We start from the raw sequence: 19,681 nt of genomic DNA on the forward strand, positions 1-19,681 counted from the left end.
GTGTGATAGCCGCGAGCGAAGCGGACGCGGAACGGACCGGGGAGGAGCACGGCCTTCTGCCCGACGAGCGGGGCGTGATCGAGATGCTCCATGACCGGCATCCCAGAGAGGTCAGCGTCACCCGCGTGGGTTGATGGAATCGAAGCCCCTGCGACGGGCGCTCCGGCCCGTGCTGGATCGATGCCGAGCGCGTACCGCCGGCCTGGGGAGCCACACCTCCAGCCGGGCCGGCGTACCGTCCGGCAGCTCCTCGCGCCAGGACCGGGGCACGACGAGCCACCCTTCCCACTCCTCGTACTGGGTAAGCGCCGCGACGCCAGGCCCAACACGCCCCCAGCCGCCGCTCGGTGCGGCGGGCGGACCTCCCGTCGGCGCACGTGCCCCCGGCCCTGGCCGGAAGCGGGTGCGAGGTCCCGGGGACCCGCCGCTTCGACTTTGACGACCGGGCCGAGGACGGCAAGACGGATTTTCTCCTGGATCCGCTCGACGGGGCCTGGGCGAAGGTCGCCCTTGAGGTGTCTTCCCTGACTGCCCCTGACCGTCAGAGCCTCTGACAGGGCCTTGACCAGCACTACGGCCAGCTGACCCTCTTGCCTGCAAGGAGACCGGATGGTCGAGTCGCTCCTGGCACGCACGTGAAGAGGTCGGCCACGCCACTGGTCGGACCGGCGGCCGACCAGCCGGCTGCTCACTGATCGGCTGCCGCGACCCCGCCCCCGGCTCCGGGCAGCCGCGACGGTCACACCCGGCAGGAGCAGGACCGTTGGGACGACGGCTTCAGCACGTGTACCCGTGAGAGCGAGGAGCCTTTCGGCAGGGTGTGGTTCTCCGAGGCCGACGAGCCGGACGAGTCCGGCTCGATTCCAAAGAGTTCGACACCTGGTCCGCACTGACGGCGACCAACTCGGCATCCTCGCCGACCTCGTGGAGCCGCCCGGTGGGTGGGTGCGCGCGATGTGATACAGGTCACCATGCCACTTGGGAGGTGTTTCGTGTTTACCTACAGCTGTCCAACATTTGGAGGTTTGAATGGAGGGGTTGAGGGAGCCGCGCCGTGGCGCGACCCTGTCCGCCCAGGCCGCTGATCAACTACGGGAGCAGATCGCCTCCGGCCGCTGGCCGGTCGGTAGTCGGATACCTCCCGAACACGAGTTGGTCGCGACTCTCGGAATCAGTCGCAACACCGTGCGAGAGGCCTTGCGCTCTTTGGTGCATCTGGGCCTGCTGGAAGCCCGTGCCGGGGACGGCACCTACGTCCGGGTCGCCAGCGAGTTGGAGGCAGTGCTGGTGCGCAGGGCGGCAACGGCACACCTGTCCGATGTCTTCGAACTGCGCGCGGTATTGGAGGAGCATGCTGCGGGGCTGGCCGCGCAGCGTCGGACGAGCGCAGACGTGCAGCGATTGCGGGAGCTGCTGCACAAGGCGCAGGAGACCAACTGTGCCGGTGAGATGACCGCGTTGGCTGACGCCGATGGCTCATTCCACCTGGCGGTGGTGGAAGCCGGCGGGAACAGGTTGCTTGCCGAGGTCTACAAGCACTTGGGGAGCGCGCTGGCCGCAGCGGTCGCCGGGCTGACCTGGGGCAGTGATATCGCCGCCGAACACGACCACTGGCACACCACCCTCGTAGAGGCCATTGCAGCGGGAGATGCGGTGGCTGCCCGCTCCGCAGCCTCCACGCTCGTGCGGATCAGCCGTCGCGCTGCGCCGGGGCAAGAGGGGGTGCATGAGCGTGACTGTGCCGAAGGACGCTGACGCTTCCGTGGACGAATCCGACGGTCACCAGGGCGGAGCGCCTCGCGTGGGGTTGCTCCTGGTCGGGATCTTGCTTATCGCGGCGAATCTGCGGGCGCCGCTGACAGGTGTCGGTTCGGTGCTGCCGATGATCGAACACGACACCGGCTTGTCCAGCACTGCGGCAGGACTGCTCAACGCTTTGCCACTACTGGCTTTCGCGGCCACGTCACCGCTGGTGGGCAGGAGCGCGCAGCGCCACGGAACCGAGCGCGTCTTGTGGATCGCTTTGCTGGTACTGACGGCCGGTATTGTGCTGCGCTCGCTGCCAGGCGTGGTGACCTTGTTCGCCGGCACCGTGATCATGGCAGCGGCGATCGCCTACGGCAACGTGCTGCTGCCCTCGCTGGTCAAAAGCACTGTTCCCGAACGGCGGATCGCCGCAGTCACCGGGCTTTACGTCACTGTCATGGGGTTGATAGCCGCGGTGTCCTCCGGGGTGTCCGTGCCCCTGGCTGACCATCTTCCCGGAGGATGGCATACCGCGTTGGGCTGCTGGGCGGTGCTGGCGCTGCTCGGGGTCCTGGCCTGGGCACCGCAACTGGCCCGCCGTCGGCCCGTAACTTCCACCGCCCCCGGAGCGGAGCAGGGGCATACTCTGTGGCGTTACCCACTGGCCTGGCAGGTCAGTGCGTTCATGGGACTGCAGTCCCTCGGTTTTTACACCACGATCGCGTGGTTGCCCAGCATCGTGCACGACCACGGCGCCTCCGAAGGCGCCGCCGGCTGGCAGCTGTTCCTGCTCCAGGTGACCGGTCTGGCCTCCAGCAGTACTGTGCCGATCCTCGCCCGTCAACTCACTGACCAACGGCTGCTGGCCGTCAGCGGTTCATTGATGTGCGCCACCGGATACCTGGGGCTGCTCCTGGCCCCCGAGATGGCGACCGCCTGGAGTGTGCTGATCGGCCTTGGCGGCGGCGCCTGCCTGGTGTTGGCGCTGACGTTCCAAGGCCAGCGTGCGGCCGACGCGTCCCAGGCCGCCGCGCTGTCCGGCATGGCCCAAAGCGTCGGCTATCTCCTGGCCGCCGTTGGGCCCCTGCTGTTCGGCTCAGTCCACGACCTCGCCGGTGGGTGGACTGTCCCGCTCGGCCTTCTTGTCGCGCTGACCCTCGTTCAGGGCCTCTTCGGCCTCGGAGCTGGTCGCGCCGTCCGCCTTCCGCAATCAACGAGCGCTCAGCTGGCACCGGAAAGGAAACAATCCGCATGAACGGAACGACCTGCTTCAGTTACTTGGACACTCCCATGGCAGCACCGCTGTCCATCACCGAACTCATGCCCGGCGCCTATAACGTCATGGAGTACACCGCCGTTGCCGCCGGCGAACAGGTGCTGATCTTGACGGAGAACTCGGTGGACCCTGTGGTGGTGCAGGCACTGGCGGCAGCAGCCGCCTGTCGCAACGCCGAGGTGCACGTTCTGGCCGTTCCCCCATTCAGCGCGGGTGGCTGGGACTCCGAGCGGCCATCACCAATGCTGTCGGCCATCCACGCCGAGGCTGATGTCGTGCTCTCCTGCACATGGTGGGGTGAGGTGCACAGCGACCGCTTGTTCTTCGACGAGATCGCCAAGCGCAAGGCCCGGTTTCTCTCACTGCACCAGACCGCGACCGCATCGGCTCTGGCCACCGGTGCCCGCTTCCCGCTGGAGCTGTATTTCGCCTTGGAATCCAAGGCGACCGCACAAATCGCCGCAGCCGGCGAGATCCGGGTAACCACCGCTGCAGGCACCGATGTGACCTTCCGTGACCTCGCAACCAGTGGCCATCACGCTCCTCTCATCGCTGGAATGTGGCGGCCCTTCCCTTACGGCGGCGTCAACTTCTACCCCAACCGCACCGACGGGCTGCTGGTTATCGAGGAGTCCACGGTCACCGGCACACCGGCCGAGCCCACCACGATCGAACTCACCAACAACGTGGTAACAGCGATCGAGGGCGCGACTGCCGCCACCGAGCTACGCCAGTATTCACCAAGGGGCTACTATCTGCGGCACGCCCTGATCGGACTCAACCCGAAAGTGCGCTCAAGCGGTGGCACCCAGTTCGAACGGGAGAAGCACGCCGGTGCGTTCTACCTTGGCCTGGACGCCCTGACCAAGGAGGGGAAGCCTGACCGTAGCGGGCCAGGACACGCCCACTGCGACTGCCAGTTCGACAAGCCGACCATCACCATTGACGGCACGCCCTTTATTGAAGACGGTCGCCTCCGCCTTCTCGAAGATCCCGAAATCCGCGAACTGGCCGCACGGTTCGGCCCCGCCGATGTGCTCCTTGATTCCAATCCTCGAATGGTACTACCTGCCAGATATGTACGGTATTAACTACTGACCTTGAGTTCGTCCTGTCGTAGGGGCTGGTGGTTTGACCTTGACCCCGAATCCTGAACACGGTTTAGGCGGCTGGTGCCGGCGTAGTTGGTGTGTGCTGGAGGGTGTTCTATGCTGCACAGCCGCTTCACGGCATGGCGGCGCCGGAGGTCGGTGACACACTGGAAGCGGTTCACCAGCGCGTCTCCCCGGCGAAATACTTCGCCGCATTCCGCGGGATCTCGCGTTCCTCCTCCTACTCGCGGAACTTCTTGCGCACGGTTGTGTGACGCCGGCTCAGCGTGGAGTGCGATCAGGGTTGCTGGGGAGTCCGTGAAAACCTGCATCATCAAAGCAGGTTTCGCATTGGAACTCGTCGGGCGGCATCCGGGGAACGAATTCCTTGCACCCGACAGAACACCCTTCGTCGGGGAGACACATGGTGGGGAAGGTCGGCCACGCAACCGTGAAACCGATCCGAGAATGCGCGAGATGCGGATCGTTCGTGCTGAAGGTGTGCACAAAATCTTCCGACCGCTCTCTGCGTTGTCCCTCGAGAGGCTTGCACTTGACAGCAATTGAGCGCGCTTCATGAGGGGCGATCGGATCGGGACGGGCCGTTATGATGCAGGGAGACCCGCTGCCGCCCAAGTGTGAGCCGACTGCATCTTCGATGATCAACGGTGCGGTGCCCACGTTGTGGACTCCGATTCCATGTGTGGTTTCTGTTTCCTGTCCTTCCAGTTGAGGTTGCGAGAAGTTCGCCCAGGATTGAAGGGTTTCGTCCTCCGTGTGCGAGATGAAGCCGACGAAGTCCAGCGCTTCGGGCTCGTTGTTCTTGATCTGAAGCTGCCAGGGGCCGGAGGAGGCGCTGTGGTTGACGGTCACCAGGTAGGTGTCGATGTCCTCAGCGATACGGTGGCAATCGGCGGTTGCCACGGTCGTTCCTCCACTTCCCGTGATGTCGACCGGGTCGGCACCCTCCTCCACCGCCGTGGGACCGCCCAGGCCTGCCTTGATCAAGAACGTCGGCGGTGCCCCGCCGTGCACGACGTTGGCTTCCAGATGTGCGATCGTCCGGAGGAACGTCTGCTCGGCACCCAGCAGCACGACGAACTCGATCGGAGAGCTCATCTCGTTTTCGGCCAGACGGGAGGTTCGGAACAGTTCGAATACCATGATCCATTTCTCCTTTGCCGCATGAAACCGAATGACCTGTCACCTGAGGCGCCCGCCCGCCCGTTCGCGAACGGTTCATCGGGAGCTGTGAATGCAGACGCAGTTCAGAACATTGATGTCAAGCATTTTGTTCGCCTCTCAGGACGGGTCGGCCACGATCTGCAGGGTGGTGTGGGCGGACTTTTCGTCGTTGGTTCTGAACGTGTGCTCGAGGTTCCTGCGGCTGAGGATCTCCCCACAACTGAACGCCAGGTGATCGACGCCATGCGGGGCGATCTCCGCAGGACGGTGGACGAGGACGACGGGGGAGTCCTGCCCGCCGACCGGTGTTCCCGGACTGTCGTCGATCGTGAGAGTTCCGGTCCCCTGGTTCCGCACGACGACGAAGCCGACCGGGCTTGCGCCGGTGATCGACAGCTGGTCCTCCAGTGCCATCCAGGGCTGGAACGTGTCGTCCTTGATGTTCGAGTTGACCCAGGTGAAACGCAACGTACGGTCGGCCTTGTTCTTGATGCGCAGTTGCCAGCTGGTTCTCGACTCCGTGTGGTTGACGACCGTCAGGAGATAGATGTCATCGTGCAGGGGCTGACAGCTCGCCGTCCCTCCCCCCTTCGGGCCGGGAATGCCGACCTCCGTGCCGTCCGCGTCAACCGTGGTGATGAGGCCTTGGCCCAGCTTGATCCCGAAGGTCGGGGCGGCACCGTTCAGCGGCGTATTGTCGGTCCACAGCGCGATGACCCGAAGGAACATCGGCACGGGTTCGATCGGTACCTCGAAATCGACCAGCGGGCCGGTCTGGCCGGGCGCCAGCGTCAGCGGCTCGTCCGAGGGGAAGATCTGGATCACGCTCATCGCATATCCCCGATTCTTACGCCGGTGTGGAGAGTCTGTGCACGGCATTGCGGCAGCGGCTCGTTCCTGGAGATCGCCGCACTAGACGTTCCGGTGGTCGGGCGGGACGTCGAAGTGCTCTGCCCCTCGATGCCCGCAGGTCTCGCATGGACCGCCCACCTCAAGCGGTGGCGGCACGTATGCCGGGCACCGCCCGCAGGCTCGGCAGAAGGCCGGTTCCTCGTCCGGCGAGTCGTGCCGGGCGGAACGAGGCAGGACCTCGAACAACAGGGTCGCGTGTGCCCGGTTCATGTCGTTGGTGTCGAAGGTATGGCTGAAGCGATCCGCGAAGGAGACCTGCCCGCACTCGACCACCAGCTCGTCCGTGTCGTGCGGGGCGATCGACGCGGGCCGCCGCCGCAGCACCACCGGCGATCGGTCCGAACCCAGCCGGGTGCCCGGCGGATCGTGGAGGATCAACGGCGCCGGGCCCAAGTTCCGTACCGTGATCGCGGTCTCGGAGTCTTCACCGTGCAGCGTCGGCAGACCGTCCTGGGACGTGGTGGCCCGATCCAGCGCCATCCAGGGCTGCAAGGTCTCTTCCTCGCGGTACGACGCGACACAGGCGAACCGCAAGGTCTCCGCGTCGTTGTTGGTGATGCGCAGGTGCCAGGGTCCGGGGTTCTCCTCGAGCCCGGACAGGGTGATGAGGTAGCTGTCTGCGGGCAGCCGCCTTACCTCGGCCAGGGCCGCGACGTCACCCTCGGTCTGACAGACCTCGGCCTTGCCCGTCCTGGCGTCCACCGTGGTGAGCAGGCCGTCACGGCCGGACTTGAGCTCGAAGGTCGGGTCGTGCCCGACGAGCGGACGGTTGTCGCGCCAGAGAGCGATCACGCGGATGAACATCTCGGTTGCCTCGATGGGCACGCCGAACGGAAGGGGTGGCCCCGTCGCGTCCCCGCGGAGTTCGAGCGGCTCTGTCTCCGGCAAGAGTTGGAACACCATCGGTCTTTCCTCCGGGCATGGGTGGTCATGTGAGTTCGGCGATGTCGGCGTAGACGGGGCCGGTAGGCTCGCCCGCCGCTCCGGGAGCGGACTCGGTCTCGGTGACGGCGATACGCATCGGCCGTTCGTCGTTGGGCCGCAGGTCGAGTACGAGGTTGTCCCCGAGCCGCCCGGTCGCCTGGGCCAGGGGGGTCCAGCCCGATGGCCCGATCAGGCCGTCCCGGGCCGCGCGCGGGTCACCGGCGAAGGCCTGCAGCTCGGCACGGACCGTGGTGAAGGGAGGCCCGGTCGGCCCCGGACCGCTGAGCACGACATCAGCCCGGTGGGCGGTGCGCGTGATGACGAGATCGCGCGGCGGGAGGAGCCGGACCGGATCGATCGCCAGCGGCGGGGACAGCCGCTGGTCGGGGTCCGCGGTGTTCTCCTGGTAGCGGGCCAGCGCCAGTCGGACGAACGGACGGTACGAGGCCGCGGCAAGGGGGGAGAGGTCGAGGTCGGCGAACCAGCAGTCGGCACCCTCCTCGTAATGCGAACTGGCGTCCAGGCGGCTGGCCATCGCCACGACCGGGGCGCCCCCTAGCTCCGCCAGGTTCACCGTCCCGGAGACGTCCGCGCGGATGTGGGTGTCATCGAGGACGGCGGACGGTGTCGTGGTGGCCTGCAGCGGGTCACGGCCGGCCAGGCTGAGATGACGCCGTTGCCGGTCGGTGGGCGAGGCCGACGACCGCGGCCAGGCCAGGACGGCGAGCGCCTCGTCGGCGCCGGTGACGAACCATGGCCGTTCGAGCATGACACGCAGGCCGCCTCCGCTGCGCGACGACCGGATCACTGCTCCGCCGCCTTCGACGGACCGGGTCCACCGGACGCTCGGCACCACGTGACGGACCTCCGGGGCCGGGGGCCGGGTGGTGCTCGCCACATCGGTGGCATCGAGCTTCCCGGTGACCGCGCAGGCCAGCGGATCCTGCGCGACGACCCGGCCGAAGTACTCACCGAAGCGCGAGACGGCGGTGACCGTGTAGCTGACCTTCCGCCGCCGCGCGTCGCCGAACTCGTGGCGCATCGGCGGGAACGCACCGTCGGGTGCCTCCAACAGCGGCGGCTTGTGCGCGATCTCGAACGAGCCGACGTCCGCCACGACCCGCCTCGATGTCGGCCGGGCGGGGGCGACGTCGACGACATCGTCCCATTCGGCCCGGACGTCGATCCGTCCGGTGCTGCGTACGTCGATGTGGAACGCCGACGTCTTCAGCTCGGCGTCCGTGTCGCCCATGTGCCGGACGGCGCCGAACCGGCCGGTGGGGTGTGCCAGGGGGCGTTGCACCGCATGGACCAGGGTGATGGTGCGCGACGGGCTCACCAGCGGGTTGCGGCCGTACTCCGCCTCGATGTTGACCGGGTTGCTCGCATCCTGTGTGGCACCCGCCCAATGCGGGATGCCCAGGTCCGGGACGGCCAGCATGGAGGGACACGAGGGGAGGTCGACGGTGACCTGCTCGGCCGGGCCCAGCGAGACCGTGAACGTGCGAGGGCCGAGACCGGGACTGCGCCTGATGGTGCACCCGTCGGCAGCCGGCTCGACCCGCAGCGCGATGGGCTCCATGTCCGGCCAGGTCCCCCGCCACAGGCTCTGGGAGTCCTTCGAGTCGAACCCGTCGGCGGTTCCCGGATAGCCGGTGTCCGGATCGGTCGGCCGCGGCCGGTTCCGGAGGTTGACCCAGATCGTGCCGCGGTCGGCGAGCCAGGCCGGTCTCGGGAACGGGGGGTTCGCTGGAACGACCACATAGGTGCCGGAGCCGTCCGGGGCGCTCTCAAGATGTGCCCCGGTGATGTCGGCGACGTCCTTGTCCGCGCGGGTCGCGATCTCGAACTGTTTGCGGACCTCGTCCATTGCGGCATCCGGTCCGAACGCGGTGCTGAACGCCCCTTCGTACTGGAGGGCCAGCTCGAACGAGCTCTTCGGGGGGAACAGGTAACGGAGCTCGGCGGCAGGGTAGCCGTGCGCCGCGGCGTAGGCGGCCGCATCGGTGCCGCGCTCGGTCCGTACCACCATGCGGTGCGGCCCGGCGCCGTCGACGTAGGCCGCGGTCGGCAACAGCTCCGGTGCCGGATTCGGATCGAAGCGCCGATGGACGATCTTCTCCGTAGCGTCCTCCGAGCCGGGCTGGTCGCGCCGCAGCCCGCCGCCGGCGAGGTCGGCCAGCCGCGCCCGGAACCGGTAGGTCGAGCCGAACTTCAGTCGGGGCAGCGACCCGTCCACGGCCTCGGCTGCCGCGGCGAACGGCGGCGACGGCTCGGCTGCGGCCGGATCCACCACCCGGTCGGGCCGGGGCACCACCTGGTTCCAGCCGTCCCAGCGGGCCACGGCCTCATGGACGTGGAGCGCGGCGCTCGCACCGGAGCCGCCTGTCGTCGCCGAGCCGACGGGGACGAAGCCCTCGTCGAACAGGCCCGGCAGACCATGCTCCGGGGGGAGCGCAACCCCGCCGACGGTGTAGCGGACCTGGCGCCGGCACAGCGAGTGCCACCTTCCGGCGGCGAAGACGTCGAGCCGGTATCCCGCGAGCAGGTTCTCCGCGGTCAGCGGAGAGCTCAGGAGTTTCTGCGGTGTGTCCCGGTCGGTGGCTCGCTGCAGCCGCGCGAAGTGCTCCTCGCGGCGGTTGCGTTCGATCAGGGCGAAGCCGGTGGAGCGCAGCGCGGGCAGACCGGCGGCGTCCGCCGCCTCCGGCGGTACCTGTCCGCGGTCCGACTGGGCGACGCTGACCATCCGCAGCGCCGCGCTGTCGATATCGAACGGCATGACCGCGTACGGGGAGCTCGTGGGTGTGCCCGCCAGGGTGACCTTGGCCAGGGGCAGCATCCCTTGGGGGCGTGCGGTACCCGCCGCAGGCGGCATCAGCGGGACGAACCGGGAACCGGCCAGCGAGTAGGCGGTCGTCGGCCGCAGATCGTCCTGGTGGGCGTTGGTCCAGCCGGCCGGGGCACCGGGGTCGGAAACGGGCCACAGGGGTTCCAGGCGGAGGTGCGCGGGGCCGTCCGCGGAGGACAGCTCGGCCACCGGCACCGCGAAGTCGATCACCAGGCCCACCGTGCGCAGCAGGAGGGGGTGACCGGCCAGCCGGGCGACGACGTCATGAAAGTCCAGGTCCTGGGCCTCCTCCTCGGCGGGCGTCGCGAGGTCGGGGTTCTCCCGACGGTAGAACAGGTAGGCCCGCACCAGCGGTGACGTGTCGGCCTCGGCGGTGTCGCGGTCGGAGAGCGTCGCCGCGGCCTGCCAGTCTCGCGCGATCTCCTGCAACGCCGCCTCCCGCCGGGCGCGCTGGCGATGGTCGCGGGCGCCGGTCCTGGCGAGGGCCCACGTGGTCCGGGTGTACGCCTGCTTGATCTCCGTACCGGCCTCGTCCGCCGGGAAGTCCCGGACCTGACGGGCCCGGTAGCTGGTCGGTTGGTAGGGCCGGACGGGCATGGAGGCGGGGAACATCGTTCGCCAGGCGGACAGCTGCTGCTCCGGCGTGCACAGCGGCCGACCGTCCTCGGAGGCGGGCCGGATCCGGGTGAGAGTGAGCCGCCGGTCGCCCCGGTACGCGGCGAAGTCCATGTCCTCCAGGCGGGAGGGCCAGGCCTGCATACCGAACTCTCCGACGGTCAGGGGAGTCCCGGGTGGGGCCAGCAGCCGCGGGGTGAGCAGCACCGAGAACAGGGCCCGTCGTGCTCCGGTGGTCTCCGCGCGGCCACCGGGTATGACGGTCCAGACGAACTGGCGGGTGAGGGCGAGCGCCATGATCACTCCTGCGTGAATGCCTTGCAGTAGGTGTGCCAGGGGAAGGACGATCCGACCGGACCCCATGCGTGCTGCACCGAGGACGGGTTCGCGGCCGTGAGCGGGGCCCTGTCGTGGGGGGCCACGGCCTGGTCCGAACCGGTGAAGGTCTTCTCGCAGGTGATCTCGACGGAGGTGGACCAGAAGGTGAGGTCCACCGCAATGACGAGCCGGGCCTTGCCGCGCAGGATGTTCGGTTCGACGAAGGTCAGGCTGATCGTGAGCTCGACGGAGACCGAGACCAGCCCGAGGACACGGACGGATCCGCCGATGCGCAAGTAGCCCGCGATCTCGATGGTGCTGCCGCGTTTGGTGAACACGACGCCGCCGAAGACGTGCACCTCGCCGCGGGCGACTCCGAAGTCCATCGCCACGGCGGCGCCGAACTCGATGCCGCCGACGAATCGTTCCAGACCGGAATCGTTCCCGCCGGCACGGATGCCCAGCTCCAGGTAGCCGCCGCCACCGAAACCCATCACGGTGACCAGGAACGGACGGTCCCGGGTCCCGAAGGAGAAGTCGACCGTCACCGGGTCGTCGCCGAGCGACAGGGTGATGCCGGCCTGCAGCAGCAGGTTCTGCACGACGAACACTCCCAGCTGCGGCGGTGGCGAGACGGCGAGCGCGTAGCGGACGCGCACCTCGCGGCTGCCCACCTCGACGGTGGGTGCCTTGCCGCCGATGCCCGGGAGGTAGCTGCTGAGCTGCTGTACGAACTTCAGCTGCCGGCCGAGCCGCGCCGAGCTGACCACCAGCGTGGTCTCCGGGAGTTCGCCCGGTTCGGCGTGGAACTTCAGGGCGGTGAACCCGAGCTTGACCAGGTACTGGCTCTCCGCGGGGGAGGGGATGCCGATCGCGAAGTTGGTGACCGTGCCGTCGATCGTGCTCCGTGGCCGGCCGTCGACCAGCTCCGTCCGTATGCCGAGTGTGACCCTGCAGTCGGCCAGGGGCTGGAAGGGGCCCTTCTCGCTGGTCAGGGACTCGGTCCAGTGCAGGGTGGCCTGCGGTGTGGGGGTGCGCGACCAGGTGATCGTCGGGCGCCCGGTGACCTGGCCGATGATGTCCACCAGCGGGACGACGCCGAGCAGTTTGGCGCCGCGGTCGAACAACTTCGCCGGGTCGGTGGGCAGGTTCGCCACCGTGGGACCCAGCTCGCGATGAATCCGGTCCACGGCCATCGACGGTGCGGCCGCGACGGCGGCCCGGGCGGCGGCGAAGTTCACGGGGACCTTGTCAGGGAGTTCGAGCAGGACATCCGGCGGTCTCCCGGACCCTGCGGCGTCCGCCACCTCCCGCGCCAGCGTCGCGCGGATGGTCTGGTGCTGCCCCAGCAGCTGCTGCACCGCCGGGAGGGTCACCTCCAGCCCGGCGATCCGGGGGTGGAACGCGGTACCGCTCCCGATCCTGGTGGCTGCGAGGGTGAGTGACCGGACGTGCTGCTCGGAGCGTTCGACCGCCTCCACGACCTTGTCCGCCCGTCGGCGCACCACCAGTGGAACGGCCCGGTCGACGAGGGCCGTCGGGGGGCCGGGGGCGGCTTCGAGATCCTCCCGCGGCCCGCCTGCGTACAGGGTGTTGAGGAATCCGACATCGGTGCCCTTCTCGGCGAAGACCAGAGGCAGGTGCAGGGGAACGACGTCGCCGGCGGAGGATGCGTGGACCGTGAACATCACTGGGAGTCCGTCCCGCGTCAGCCAGTGGGCGCGGGCGCCGACCGCCGGCCGGTCGAGCGGGGTCACCAGCACGGGCTCGATGGCCACCCGGTGGAACGGAAACTCGCGTTCGTGCCGTGCCTCGATGCCGTAATCGAGGACCGGCTGCGTCACGACCAGGGTGACGGTGCGGTGCAGTCCCGCCACTCCAGTGACCGGGTCGAACTTCCGCTCGGTCACCTCCACGATGGAGGCCTCGTTCCCGAAGGGAAACAGGACTCCCCGCTGCAGCAGCCGGATGTAGGCGTCGCGCCCCATCACGACACGGTGAGTCCATTCCAGATCCGGGTAGGCCACCGAGCCGGAGAACCACGCGCCGCACGAGGAAAGGATGAGCGAGCCGACGGAGACCGGAGTACCGGGGTGGTCGCAACCTCGGGCGGCGATCTTCTTGACACCCTCGCCGAGCGGGGTGCTGTCGGCGAACGGTGTCTCCAACGGCAGGCTGGCGAAGGGGAAGACGGCCGAGTACGTGGGCGAGGACGGTGCCAGGATCCGGGTGTGCCATATCGCGGTGACGCCGTCGTCACTGGTGGCGGGGCGGTGGGGGTGCTGACAGCGGGCCTCGTCCTCGACGGCGAGAAGAAGCCGCCACGGCAGTTCGAGCGTGCTGGCCTTGCCCTGCTCCCGTGGCGTGCCGACCAGCTTCAGCTTGTTCGCCGCGTCGAGCACACCCTCGACGGTCAGGGGGATGACGTAACCGGGCGGCACGGTGAAATGCAGGCTGGTCGGCCCTGCCGGCCGCCCCTGCACCGAGAGCGAGCCCACCACGCTTTCCGCGACGTGCTGCGGCTCCAGGTCGACGATCAGGCGGCCCTCGCCCGTGGCGACCCATTCCCTGACCCCGGCGGCACCGGTGCGTTCCTGCAAGCCCGTCGAGCGGACCGTCAGCGACACGAGATCGCTCGGACGCAGGACCGCATATCGCTCCGTGGCACTCATGCCAGACCTCGAATGTTGTTCGGGTCGCCCGGTCCGATCCTGAGAAACGTTCCGCACGCGGGATGTTCAGGAGGGAATCTTGTCGTTCCCCTGCCACACGTGGTCGGGGTTCCCCCTGCCACAGGGGGTCGCCGACTCCGGGCGCCGTTCTCGTCCCCCATTGTCCGCCGCTCCGTAACGCCCCGCACCCCGGTACGGGGCGGGGCGGGGCGTTGCCGGTGACCTGACGGGCAGGGCCGTGTGCAGGTCCGCCCCCGACACCGTGCGGAGGTGATCATCCGCGTGCTCGGACACGGGGCGGGAGTGCCGGACCGGGTGACCGGCGGCTGCCGCGTTGTTCGGGCCGCGCCCCGAAGCGGGACGGGACAGGTGGAGGCGAGCGACGACATCCGGAATCCGGGGTCCGGCGGAGCGCCCGCCATGTCGAAGAACAGGCCCGCCCTCGCCGTTCGTCCACGTTGTTCTTCACACCGCACACCGCCCGGGGTTGTTCTTCACACCGCCAGGGACGGTTGTCCCGCGGTCATCGCAGCGCTCATCCCTCATCCGCCTGATGTTCGAGGTTCCCGCGCGCCCAGCCTGGACGAGGACGGCCGGGTCGACCGGCTTCGGTACTCCGGCATTTCGTGCGGCTCCGCTTCGACCGACAGTGTGCGGATGAGGCCTCCTACTGGGTGCCGTTCCGGCAGGCTGAGCCAACCATGCGGGGGTAAAATCTGCATTGCAGGGCCGTCGTACGGGAATTGCGCGCACGCCTACGCTTATGCGCCCCGGCCGGCTTCCCGCGATTTCCCGGGACGGCTGGAGCGCCTCGCTTCGCGCCACAGGCGATGCCTCTCGGAAGAGACCACGTATTGGCCGCAGAGGGAACGTTGGTCATCGGGCCGGACGAGCCTCCGCGAACCAGAGCCGAACCGCCGTCGACGGCACATTTCCGACGACAACAGGAAGTCCACGACGGAAGCAGAATGCAGGGCAGTAGAAGGGGACCAAGATGATGAATGACCAACGCGGCTGGGGCGAGAAGGGGTTTTCCACTCCTCCGGATACGCCTCCTGAAGGCTCGACCGGTGAACAGCCCGAGGGCTTCATGCTTCCCCCACGGGAACCGTCGGCGGAGAGCCGCGCGGAACTTGAGCGGGCAGCCGGCCTGACGGATTTCCGAGTCGGCACGGCGAGAGAAGAAGTCGAGGCGGCGTTGTTCGCCGACGCGGCGAACAAGGTCCGTGACGAGCGGCCGCGCCCTCCGGATCAGTTCCTGGGTGCGGGTAATGTACAAGGTGTCGGCTGGGGGCCGGCCGGGCCGGGCTCCACCGCCCTCCCCGGAACCGAGGTGCTACGGGTTTACGTGGCGGAGCCGCAGGAGACGAGCGCCGTACGGGACGTCCTGGTCGACGCTCTTGGCGTCCGGACCGCTGGGGACGTTCCCCTTGAGGTGGTGCACAGCGGCCTCATCAATCTGCAGAACCTTACGCACCGGCACCGAAAGGCCGCCGGAGGCCTCTCTGTCGGGCATGAAACGGGAGTCCAGGGCACCTTGGGTTTCCTCGCGCGGGGACGTAGCGCGCCTGACGCGAACAAGCTCTTCCTGGTGAGCGCCAACCACGTGATCGCGAAGCTGAATGCCGCCGAATACAATTCCTGCATCGTGCAGCCTGCCCCGGCTGACGGTGGACGCTGTTCCACCGACCGGATCGCTTTGCTGGACAAGGTCCACCCCCTTGATCTGACGTTTCTCACGACCAACTACGCCGACTGCGCCCGGGCTTGGTGCTACCCCAGCGAAGTGGTGCAGGAGCAGCTCCAGGTGCACCAAGTTCCGGGGACCGGCCCGCAGTACTACGGGATCGGACATGTGCCTCAATGGGCCACGCCGAACATGTGGGTCGGTAAGACCGGCTGCCTCACTCAGACCACCTACGGAAGGGTTCTGGAGACCAACTGGGGAGGGCTCATCGGCGTCCCGAACAGCCTTACGAAGATTCCGTTCGCGGGGCAGATATCCATCATGAACCCCGGATACACCTTCTCCCTACCCGGCGACTCCGGTGCCGTCGCCTGGTCGTACGACGCAAACGCCAACCCTGTGGGATTGGTCATCGGAGGCGATCCATACACCGGAGTCTCAGTCGCCAGCCACGCCAGCTGGGTTCTCGACTACCTGGATCTGGTTCTTGTCTGACCCGGGCCGCCGCGCGTACGGCACCTGGCTCCTCCGGGCTTTCGAAGGACTCACGGAGATTCGCCGAGTTCATGCTCGACACGTACCGCTTCGCGGACGCGGCGCATGACCTGGACCGGTCCTGCTACTGATCTTTTCATAAGTTCGGTGTGTGCTGTGGATGGTCAGGCCCGTATGGGCGAGGAATGGCCATGGCAGTCGGGGTTGGCGTTGATGCGGTGGATGCCTTGCTCGGTGGCGTCGGCGACATCGGCGTGGTGGTCGCCGGCGAGGTTGGCGAGTTCACGCTTCTTGAGGGAGGACCACAGCAGTTCCGCCGGGTTCGGCTCGGGAGCGTAGGCGGGCAATCGTTCCAGGGTGAGCCAGTCCTGTTCGGCGACCAGGCCCGCATCGCCCGGCTTCAGTGGGCGGACAGGCCGTCCCGGACCAGGACAACTCGCTCGCCGCGGTAGAACACCTTCATCTGCTCCAGGACCTCGATGAGCCCGGGGGTGTCGTAGCTGCCGGGCTTGAGGTGGCAGCACAGGCGCGCCCCGCGACGGGGGTCGGCGGAGTGGTAACCCAAGGCCCCGGCCATCGATGCGCGCTTCCGGTTCAGGCGGTGCCGCAGGAGCGGAGTCCGCCCTCGGGGCGAGTAGGCGCGGCGGATCCGAGGGAGCAGGGAGACGCCTGATTCGTCGAGGAAGACGATCCAGGCACGTGTGTTCACGGCCCCTTTTTGATACGCGGCCACTCGTGCGCGATCCAACGGGCGATCTCCGACTCGTCCCGCTCGACCGCCCGCCGCTCGGGCCGTTGCAAGCTCCATCCAGCCGGCCGGTCAGCAGTCGCCACACCGACGCCGTCGACAACACCACCCCCGTAGCCCGGGTGACGACCGCGCCGACTCGTTCCAGGGTCCACAGGTCGGCCTCGAAACCATGAGCCTGGGCACCTTGCTCCAATGCGGCCCGGACCGCCTCGACCTGGGTGTGCCCAGCTTGGGTGGGCGCCCGGTGGCTGCCCGTCGCCGCAGGGCCGAAGCACCACCTTGCTCCCACACCCGCCGCCAACGCCGCACACTCTCGGTACACACCCCCACCGCCCTCGCGATCTCCGCATTCAGGACGCCATCCTCGAACAACTCGACTGCCCGAATACGACGCGCCTACGCCAACTGAGGCCGCGACAAGGGAGGAAGACAGGAGCCGGCGACCGAAGGGGAGGGTTGATGAGTCGCTCCGACAGCCTCCCGCCCATACCGCCACCACACCCACCGAACTTACGAAAAGCTCAGTGGGCCGTGTATCGAAAGTGGATCTTGAGCGATGAATGATCTCGGTTCATGGGGCGGGGAGATCTCACGGACGAGCAGTGGGCGGCGCTGGAGCCGTTGTTGCCGAAGGGCACGAAGGCGGGGCGGCCGCCCGTCTGGCCTCGGCGCCAGTTGATGTCGCTCATGTGCTCGCGGCGGCCGTGGTGGCGGGCGAGGGCCCGCCAGCTTCTTGAGGTGCCCGATGCCGTGCTCGACGCGAATACGGCGTGAGGAGTGGGCCTTGCACTGGCGTTCGTGCAGCTCCTCGTACCACTCGGGCGGGGTTCTTCTTGAACTTGCGGTGCGGCGGTGTCATCACGCGTCCGCCCGTCGCCGAGTCCCTGATAGCCGGCATCGGCCAGGATCTCCACGTCAGGCCCGTCTGCCAGTAGCTCGACCAGGCCCAACTTCCGGGCATGCGTGATGTCCGCGCAGCTGGCGGGCTCGGCAGGGCTGCAGAACAGCAGGCGCCCCTCGGCGTCCGTGACGACCATGGACTTGACGGTGTTCTGCTTGTTCTTGCCGGAGATGAACTTCTCCCGGTCCTTGCGCCCGGTGGCGGGGCGTCGGACCTGGATCCCGGTGCCGTCAAGGATCCCGGTTGGGCCGTTCGCTCCGAGGTGTTCGATGACCTCGGCGAGCGAGCGCAGTCGGATATCGGGGGTGACGGTGCAGCCCCGCTGGGCCAGCAGGAGGCCAGTACATCGTGGGTTGCGCCGTGGTGGAGGTGGACGAGGGTCGCCAACAGGCGGTCAGGACGGCCTGGCGTCGCCCATGCCACAACGGGCCGGCCTCGGCGACGAGTTCAGCAATCACGTCGGGCGTCAGGCCCGTGATCCGCCGGCATCGGATGATCGCTGCACGTGCCCGGTTCCCCCACCGCACAGACCATGATCAACGATCAAGGACCCGACGTGCCGCCGACGACTGTGCACGAGCTCGCTAGTACTCCAGCCGTAGTTGTGGATCTTGGTGGGCTGTCACCGACAAGCAGCCGAGTGGGAAAGGTGAACGGAGTGAGTCCTCACTCATTGACGGAGTGAGCACTCACTCCGTAGGCTGGCGGTCATGACAGCACCCAAGGAGAACCAGACCACCCGCCGTCGCGCCCCCGCGATGACGCCGGAGGAGCGCCGCGCGATGGTCATCCAGACCGCGATCCCGCTGATCGCCGAGTACGGGGCGGCGGTGACGACCGCGAAGATCGCCCGTGCCGCGGGCATCGGCGAGGGCACGATCTTCCGGGTCTTCGCCGACAAGGACGAGTTGCTGCAGGCTTGCATCGCCGAGGCGCTCTCCCCCGAGCACGCGGTCCGCGAGCTCGACGCGATCGACGTGTCCCAGCCGCTGTCCGACCGGCTCGCGGAGGCGGCCGAGGCGCTGCAGGCGCATATGTCCAGGATGGGCGCGATCCTCGGCTCGCTGGGGCATCGCGGCGGCAAGCACCCCGGCACGGTGCGCGGCGCGGGCCGCGACGAGTCGACGACCCGTATCCGCGCGGCCCTCGCGGAGCTGCTGGAGCCCGACAAGGCCGCCCTGCGCCGGCCGCCGGAGCAGATCGCGGCCCTCTTCTTCGGGCTGCTCTTCACCCAGCCGCGTACGGAGGACGAGCCCGACCTGACCCCGCGAGAGCTGGTGGAGGTCTTCCTGCACGGGGCGCTCTCGGGGGGTGCCAAGTGAGCGCGCGGAGAAGGCGCCTGGGGGTGACGGCCCTGACCGTTCTGGCCCCCGTCCTGGTGTGGCTGGTCGCGGACCCCCTGCTGGGGCACCGGCTGCGGATCGCCGACGGCGAGCAGACACTCGACATCGGCGCCGTGCCCGTGGCGGTCGTCGCACTGCTCGCGTCGTTTGCCGGCTGGGGACTGCTGGCCGCCCTGGAGCGGTCCGGGGTGCGGCGCGCCCGTGCCATCTGGACCGGGGCGGCCGGCGCCGTACTGGCCGTGTCCTTCCTGCCGTTCATCGGCGACGGCATGGACGGCGGCACCCGGGTCTCCCTCGCTCTGATGCACCTGGCGGTGGCGGCGGTGCTGGTCCCGGGGCTGGGCGGCAGGTCCCCCGGTGCGGAAGCCGGTGCCGCCAGGGGGTGACCGCCGGCACCAGGTACGCCGCGAACAGCACCGGATGGAGACAGCCCCGCCAGAGCGTCGCGCGGTCGAGGATGACCGTCAGAGTGCCCACCACGCTCGAGATGAAGAGAGCTACCTGGTGGGCCGGGCCGAGGCCCAGCAGGAGCGGACCCTCGTGTCAGACCGCTGCGATGGCCATCACCGGGTTGGTCAGGCCGATGCTGGCGATGTCGGAGCCGTAGGCGAAGCCGGGGGAGGCCTGGGGTGGGGTCGGAGACGGGTGCGGCCACCGGTGGATCAGTCGGCCATTCCAGGTCCTGCATGCCGAGCGCTTCACCGCCGGGCTGACCGCCCACATCACCGACCGGCGATCAGGGCCCTGCCGATCATTGGCGCGGCCGATCAATTCATCGACAGCACAGATGTCCTCGGGCACTGGGAGATGACCCGCACCGTGACCCCAGCCCCGATCACCGCAACTAGAAACGCACTGATCTCCTGGAACTGGCTGCCCCTGCGCTTGCACTCCGACGCGCGCAGGGGCAGTCCTCC

17 protein-coding genes are annotated in these 19,681 nt (G+C 68.3%); 7 read left to right on the forward strand and 10 right to left on the reverse strand.

Annotation, left to right across the window (positions count from 1 at the left end):
* Window positions 1-2 precede the first annotated feature (2 nt).
* From OHA98_RS19210 to OHA98_RS19225, 4 genes are all read left to right on the forward strand, one after another.
* Window positions 3-134, forward strand: a complete 132-nt coding sequence (locus OHA98_RS19210) for a hypothetical protein (protein WP_266927382.1) — start codon at window positions 3-5, stop codon at window positions 132-134.
* An 895-nt stretch (window positions 135-1,029) separates the two neighbouring features.
* Window positions 1,030-1,755, forward strand: a complete 726-nt coding sequence (locus OHA98_RS19215) for a FadR/GntR family transcriptional regulator (RefSeq protein WP_266927384.1) — start codon at window positions 1,030-1,032, stop codon at window positions 1,753-1,755.
* A 7-nt stretch (window positions 1,756-1,762) separates the two neighbouring features.
* Window positions 1,763-3,001, forward strand: a complete 1,239-nt coding sequence (locus tag OHA98_RS19220; RefSeq protein ID WP_266927386.1) for an MFS transporter — start codon at window positions 1,763-1,765, stop codon at window positions 2,999-3,001.
* The gene (locus OHA98_RS19225; RefSeq protein WP_266927388.1) at window positions 2,998-4,113 is read left to right on the forward strand and encodes a hypothetical protein; all 1,116 of its coding nucleotides are present in this window, start codon (window positions 2,998-3,000) and stop codon (window positions 4,111-4,113) included. Before OHA98_RS19220 ends, OHA98_RS19225 begins: the two co-directional genes overlap by 4 nt.
* A 282-nt stretch (window positions 4,114-4,395) precedes the next feature.
* On the opposite strand, the gene OHA98_RS19230 is transcribed toward OHA98_RS19225, so the two are convergent.
* From OHA98_RS19230 to OHA98_RS19250, 5 genes are all read right to left on the reverse strand, one after another.
* Window positions 4,396-5,277 (reverse strand): hypothetical protein, encoded by an 882-nt coding sequence (locus OHA98_RS19230; protein ID WP_266927390.1) that lies wholly within the window; start codon window positions 5,275-5,277, stop codon window positions 4,396-4,398.
* A 138-nt stretch (window positions 5,278-5,415) separates the two neighbouring features.
* Entirely contained in the window at window positions 5,416-6,129 is a 714-nt protein-coding gene (locus tag OHA98_RS19235) for a hypothetical protein (RefSeq protein ID WP_266927391.1), read from the reverse strand.
* A gap of 81 nt (window positions 6,130-6,210) precedes the next feature.
* A complete protein-coding gene (locus OHA98_RS19240; protein ID WP_266927393.1) occupies window positions 6,211-7,113 on the reverse strand; it encodes a hypothetical protein in 903 nt (300 codons plus the stop codon).
* 25 nt (window positions 7,114-7,138) lie between these two features.
* Window positions 7,139-10,894, reverse strand: a complete 3,756-nt coding sequence (locus tag OHA98_RS19245) for a hypothetical protein (protein WP_266927396.1) — start codon at window positions 10,892-10,894, stop codon at window positions 7,139-7,141.
* Window positions 10,895-10,896: 2 nt separating this feature from the next.
* On the reverse strand, window positions 10,897-13,587 hold the full coding sequence (locus OHA98_RS19250; RefSeq protein ID WP_266927398.1) for a hypothetical protein: 2,691 nt from the start codon (window positions 13,585-13,587) through the stop codon (window positions 10,897-10,899).
* A 994-nt stretch (window positions 13,588-14,581) separates the two neighbouring features.
* On the opposite strand from OHA98_RS19250, the gene OHA98_RS19255 reads away from it, so the two are divergent.
* Window positions 14,582-15,769 carry a hypothetical protein gene (locus tag OHA98_RS19255; protein ID WP_266927400.1) on the forward strand — a complete coding sequence of 396 codons (1,188 nt, stop codon included), beginning with the start codon at window positions 14,582-14,584 and terminating at the stop codon, window positions 15,767-15,769.
* A 164-nt stretch (window positions 15,770-15,933) separates the two neighbouring features.
* Here OHA98_RS19255 and OHA98_RS19260 read toward each other — a convergent pair whose 3' ends face one another.
* The 4 genes from OHA98_RS19260 to OHA98_RS19270 form a co-directional block, all read right to left on the reverse strand.
* Window positions 15,934-16,116, reverse strand: a complete 183-nt coding sequence (locus OHA98_RS19260; RefSeq protein WP_266927402.1) for a hypothetical protein — start codon at window positions 16,114-16,116, stop codon at window positions 15,934-15,936.
* 53 nt (window positions 16,117-16,169) lie between these two features.
* Complete coding sequence (locus OHA98_RS19265) at window positions 16,170-16,478, reverse strand: transposase (RefSeq protein ID WP_266927404.1); 309 nt, start codon at window positions 16,476-16,478, stop codon at window positions 16,170-16,172.
* Window positions 16,479-16,589: 111 nt separating this feature from the next.
* Complete coding sequence (locus tag OHA98_RS42935; RefSeq protein ID WP_353962249.1) at window positions 16,590-16,892, reverse strand: helix-turn-helix domain-containing protein; 303 nt, start codon at window positions 16,890-16,892, stop codon at window positions 16,590-16,592.
* 149 nt (window positions 16,893-17,041) lie between these two features.
* The gene (locus OHA98_RS19270) at window positions 17,042-17,755 is read right to left on the reverse strand and encodes a transposase family protein (protein ID WP_323179604.1); all 714 of its coding nucleotides are present in this window, start codon (window positions 17,753-17,755) and stop codon (window positions 17,042-17,044) included.
* A gap of 376 nt (window positions 17,756-18,131) precedes the next feature.
* Between OHA98_RS19270 and OHA98_RS19275 the strand changes: the two genes are divergently transcribed.
* On the forward strand, window positions 18,132-18,743 hold the full coding sequence (locus tag OHA98_RS19275) for a TetR/AcrR family transcriptional regulator (RefSeq protein ID WP_266927406.1): 612 nt from the start codon (window positions 18,132-18,134) through the stop codon (window positions 18,741-18,743).
* Window positions 18,740-19,150, forward strand: coding sequence for a DUF6069 family protein (locus OHA98_RS19280; protein WP_266927408.1), 411 nt, complete (start codon window positions 18,740-18,742; stop codon window positions 19,148-19,150). The genes OHA98_RS19275 and OHA98_RS19280 overlap by 4 nt, the downstream gene beginning before the upstream one ends.
* A 157-nt stretch (window positions 19,151-19,307) precedes the next feature.
* Here OHA98_RS19280 and OHA98_RS19285 read toward each other — a convergent pair whose 3' ends face one another.
* The gene (locus tag OHA98_RS19285) at window positions 19,308-19,565 is read right to left on the reverse strand and encodes a hypothetical protein (protein WP_266927410.1); all 258 of its coding nucleotides are present in this window, start codon (window positions 19,563-19,565) and stop codon (window positions 19,308-19,310) included.
* Window positions 19,566-19,681: the final 116 nt, after the last annotated feature.

Origin of the sequence: Streptomyces sp. NBC_00654 (assembly GCF_026341775.1) — a bacterium.
Lineage (GTDB): Bacteria > Actinomycetota > Actinomycetes > Streptomycetales > Streptomycetaceae > Streptomyces.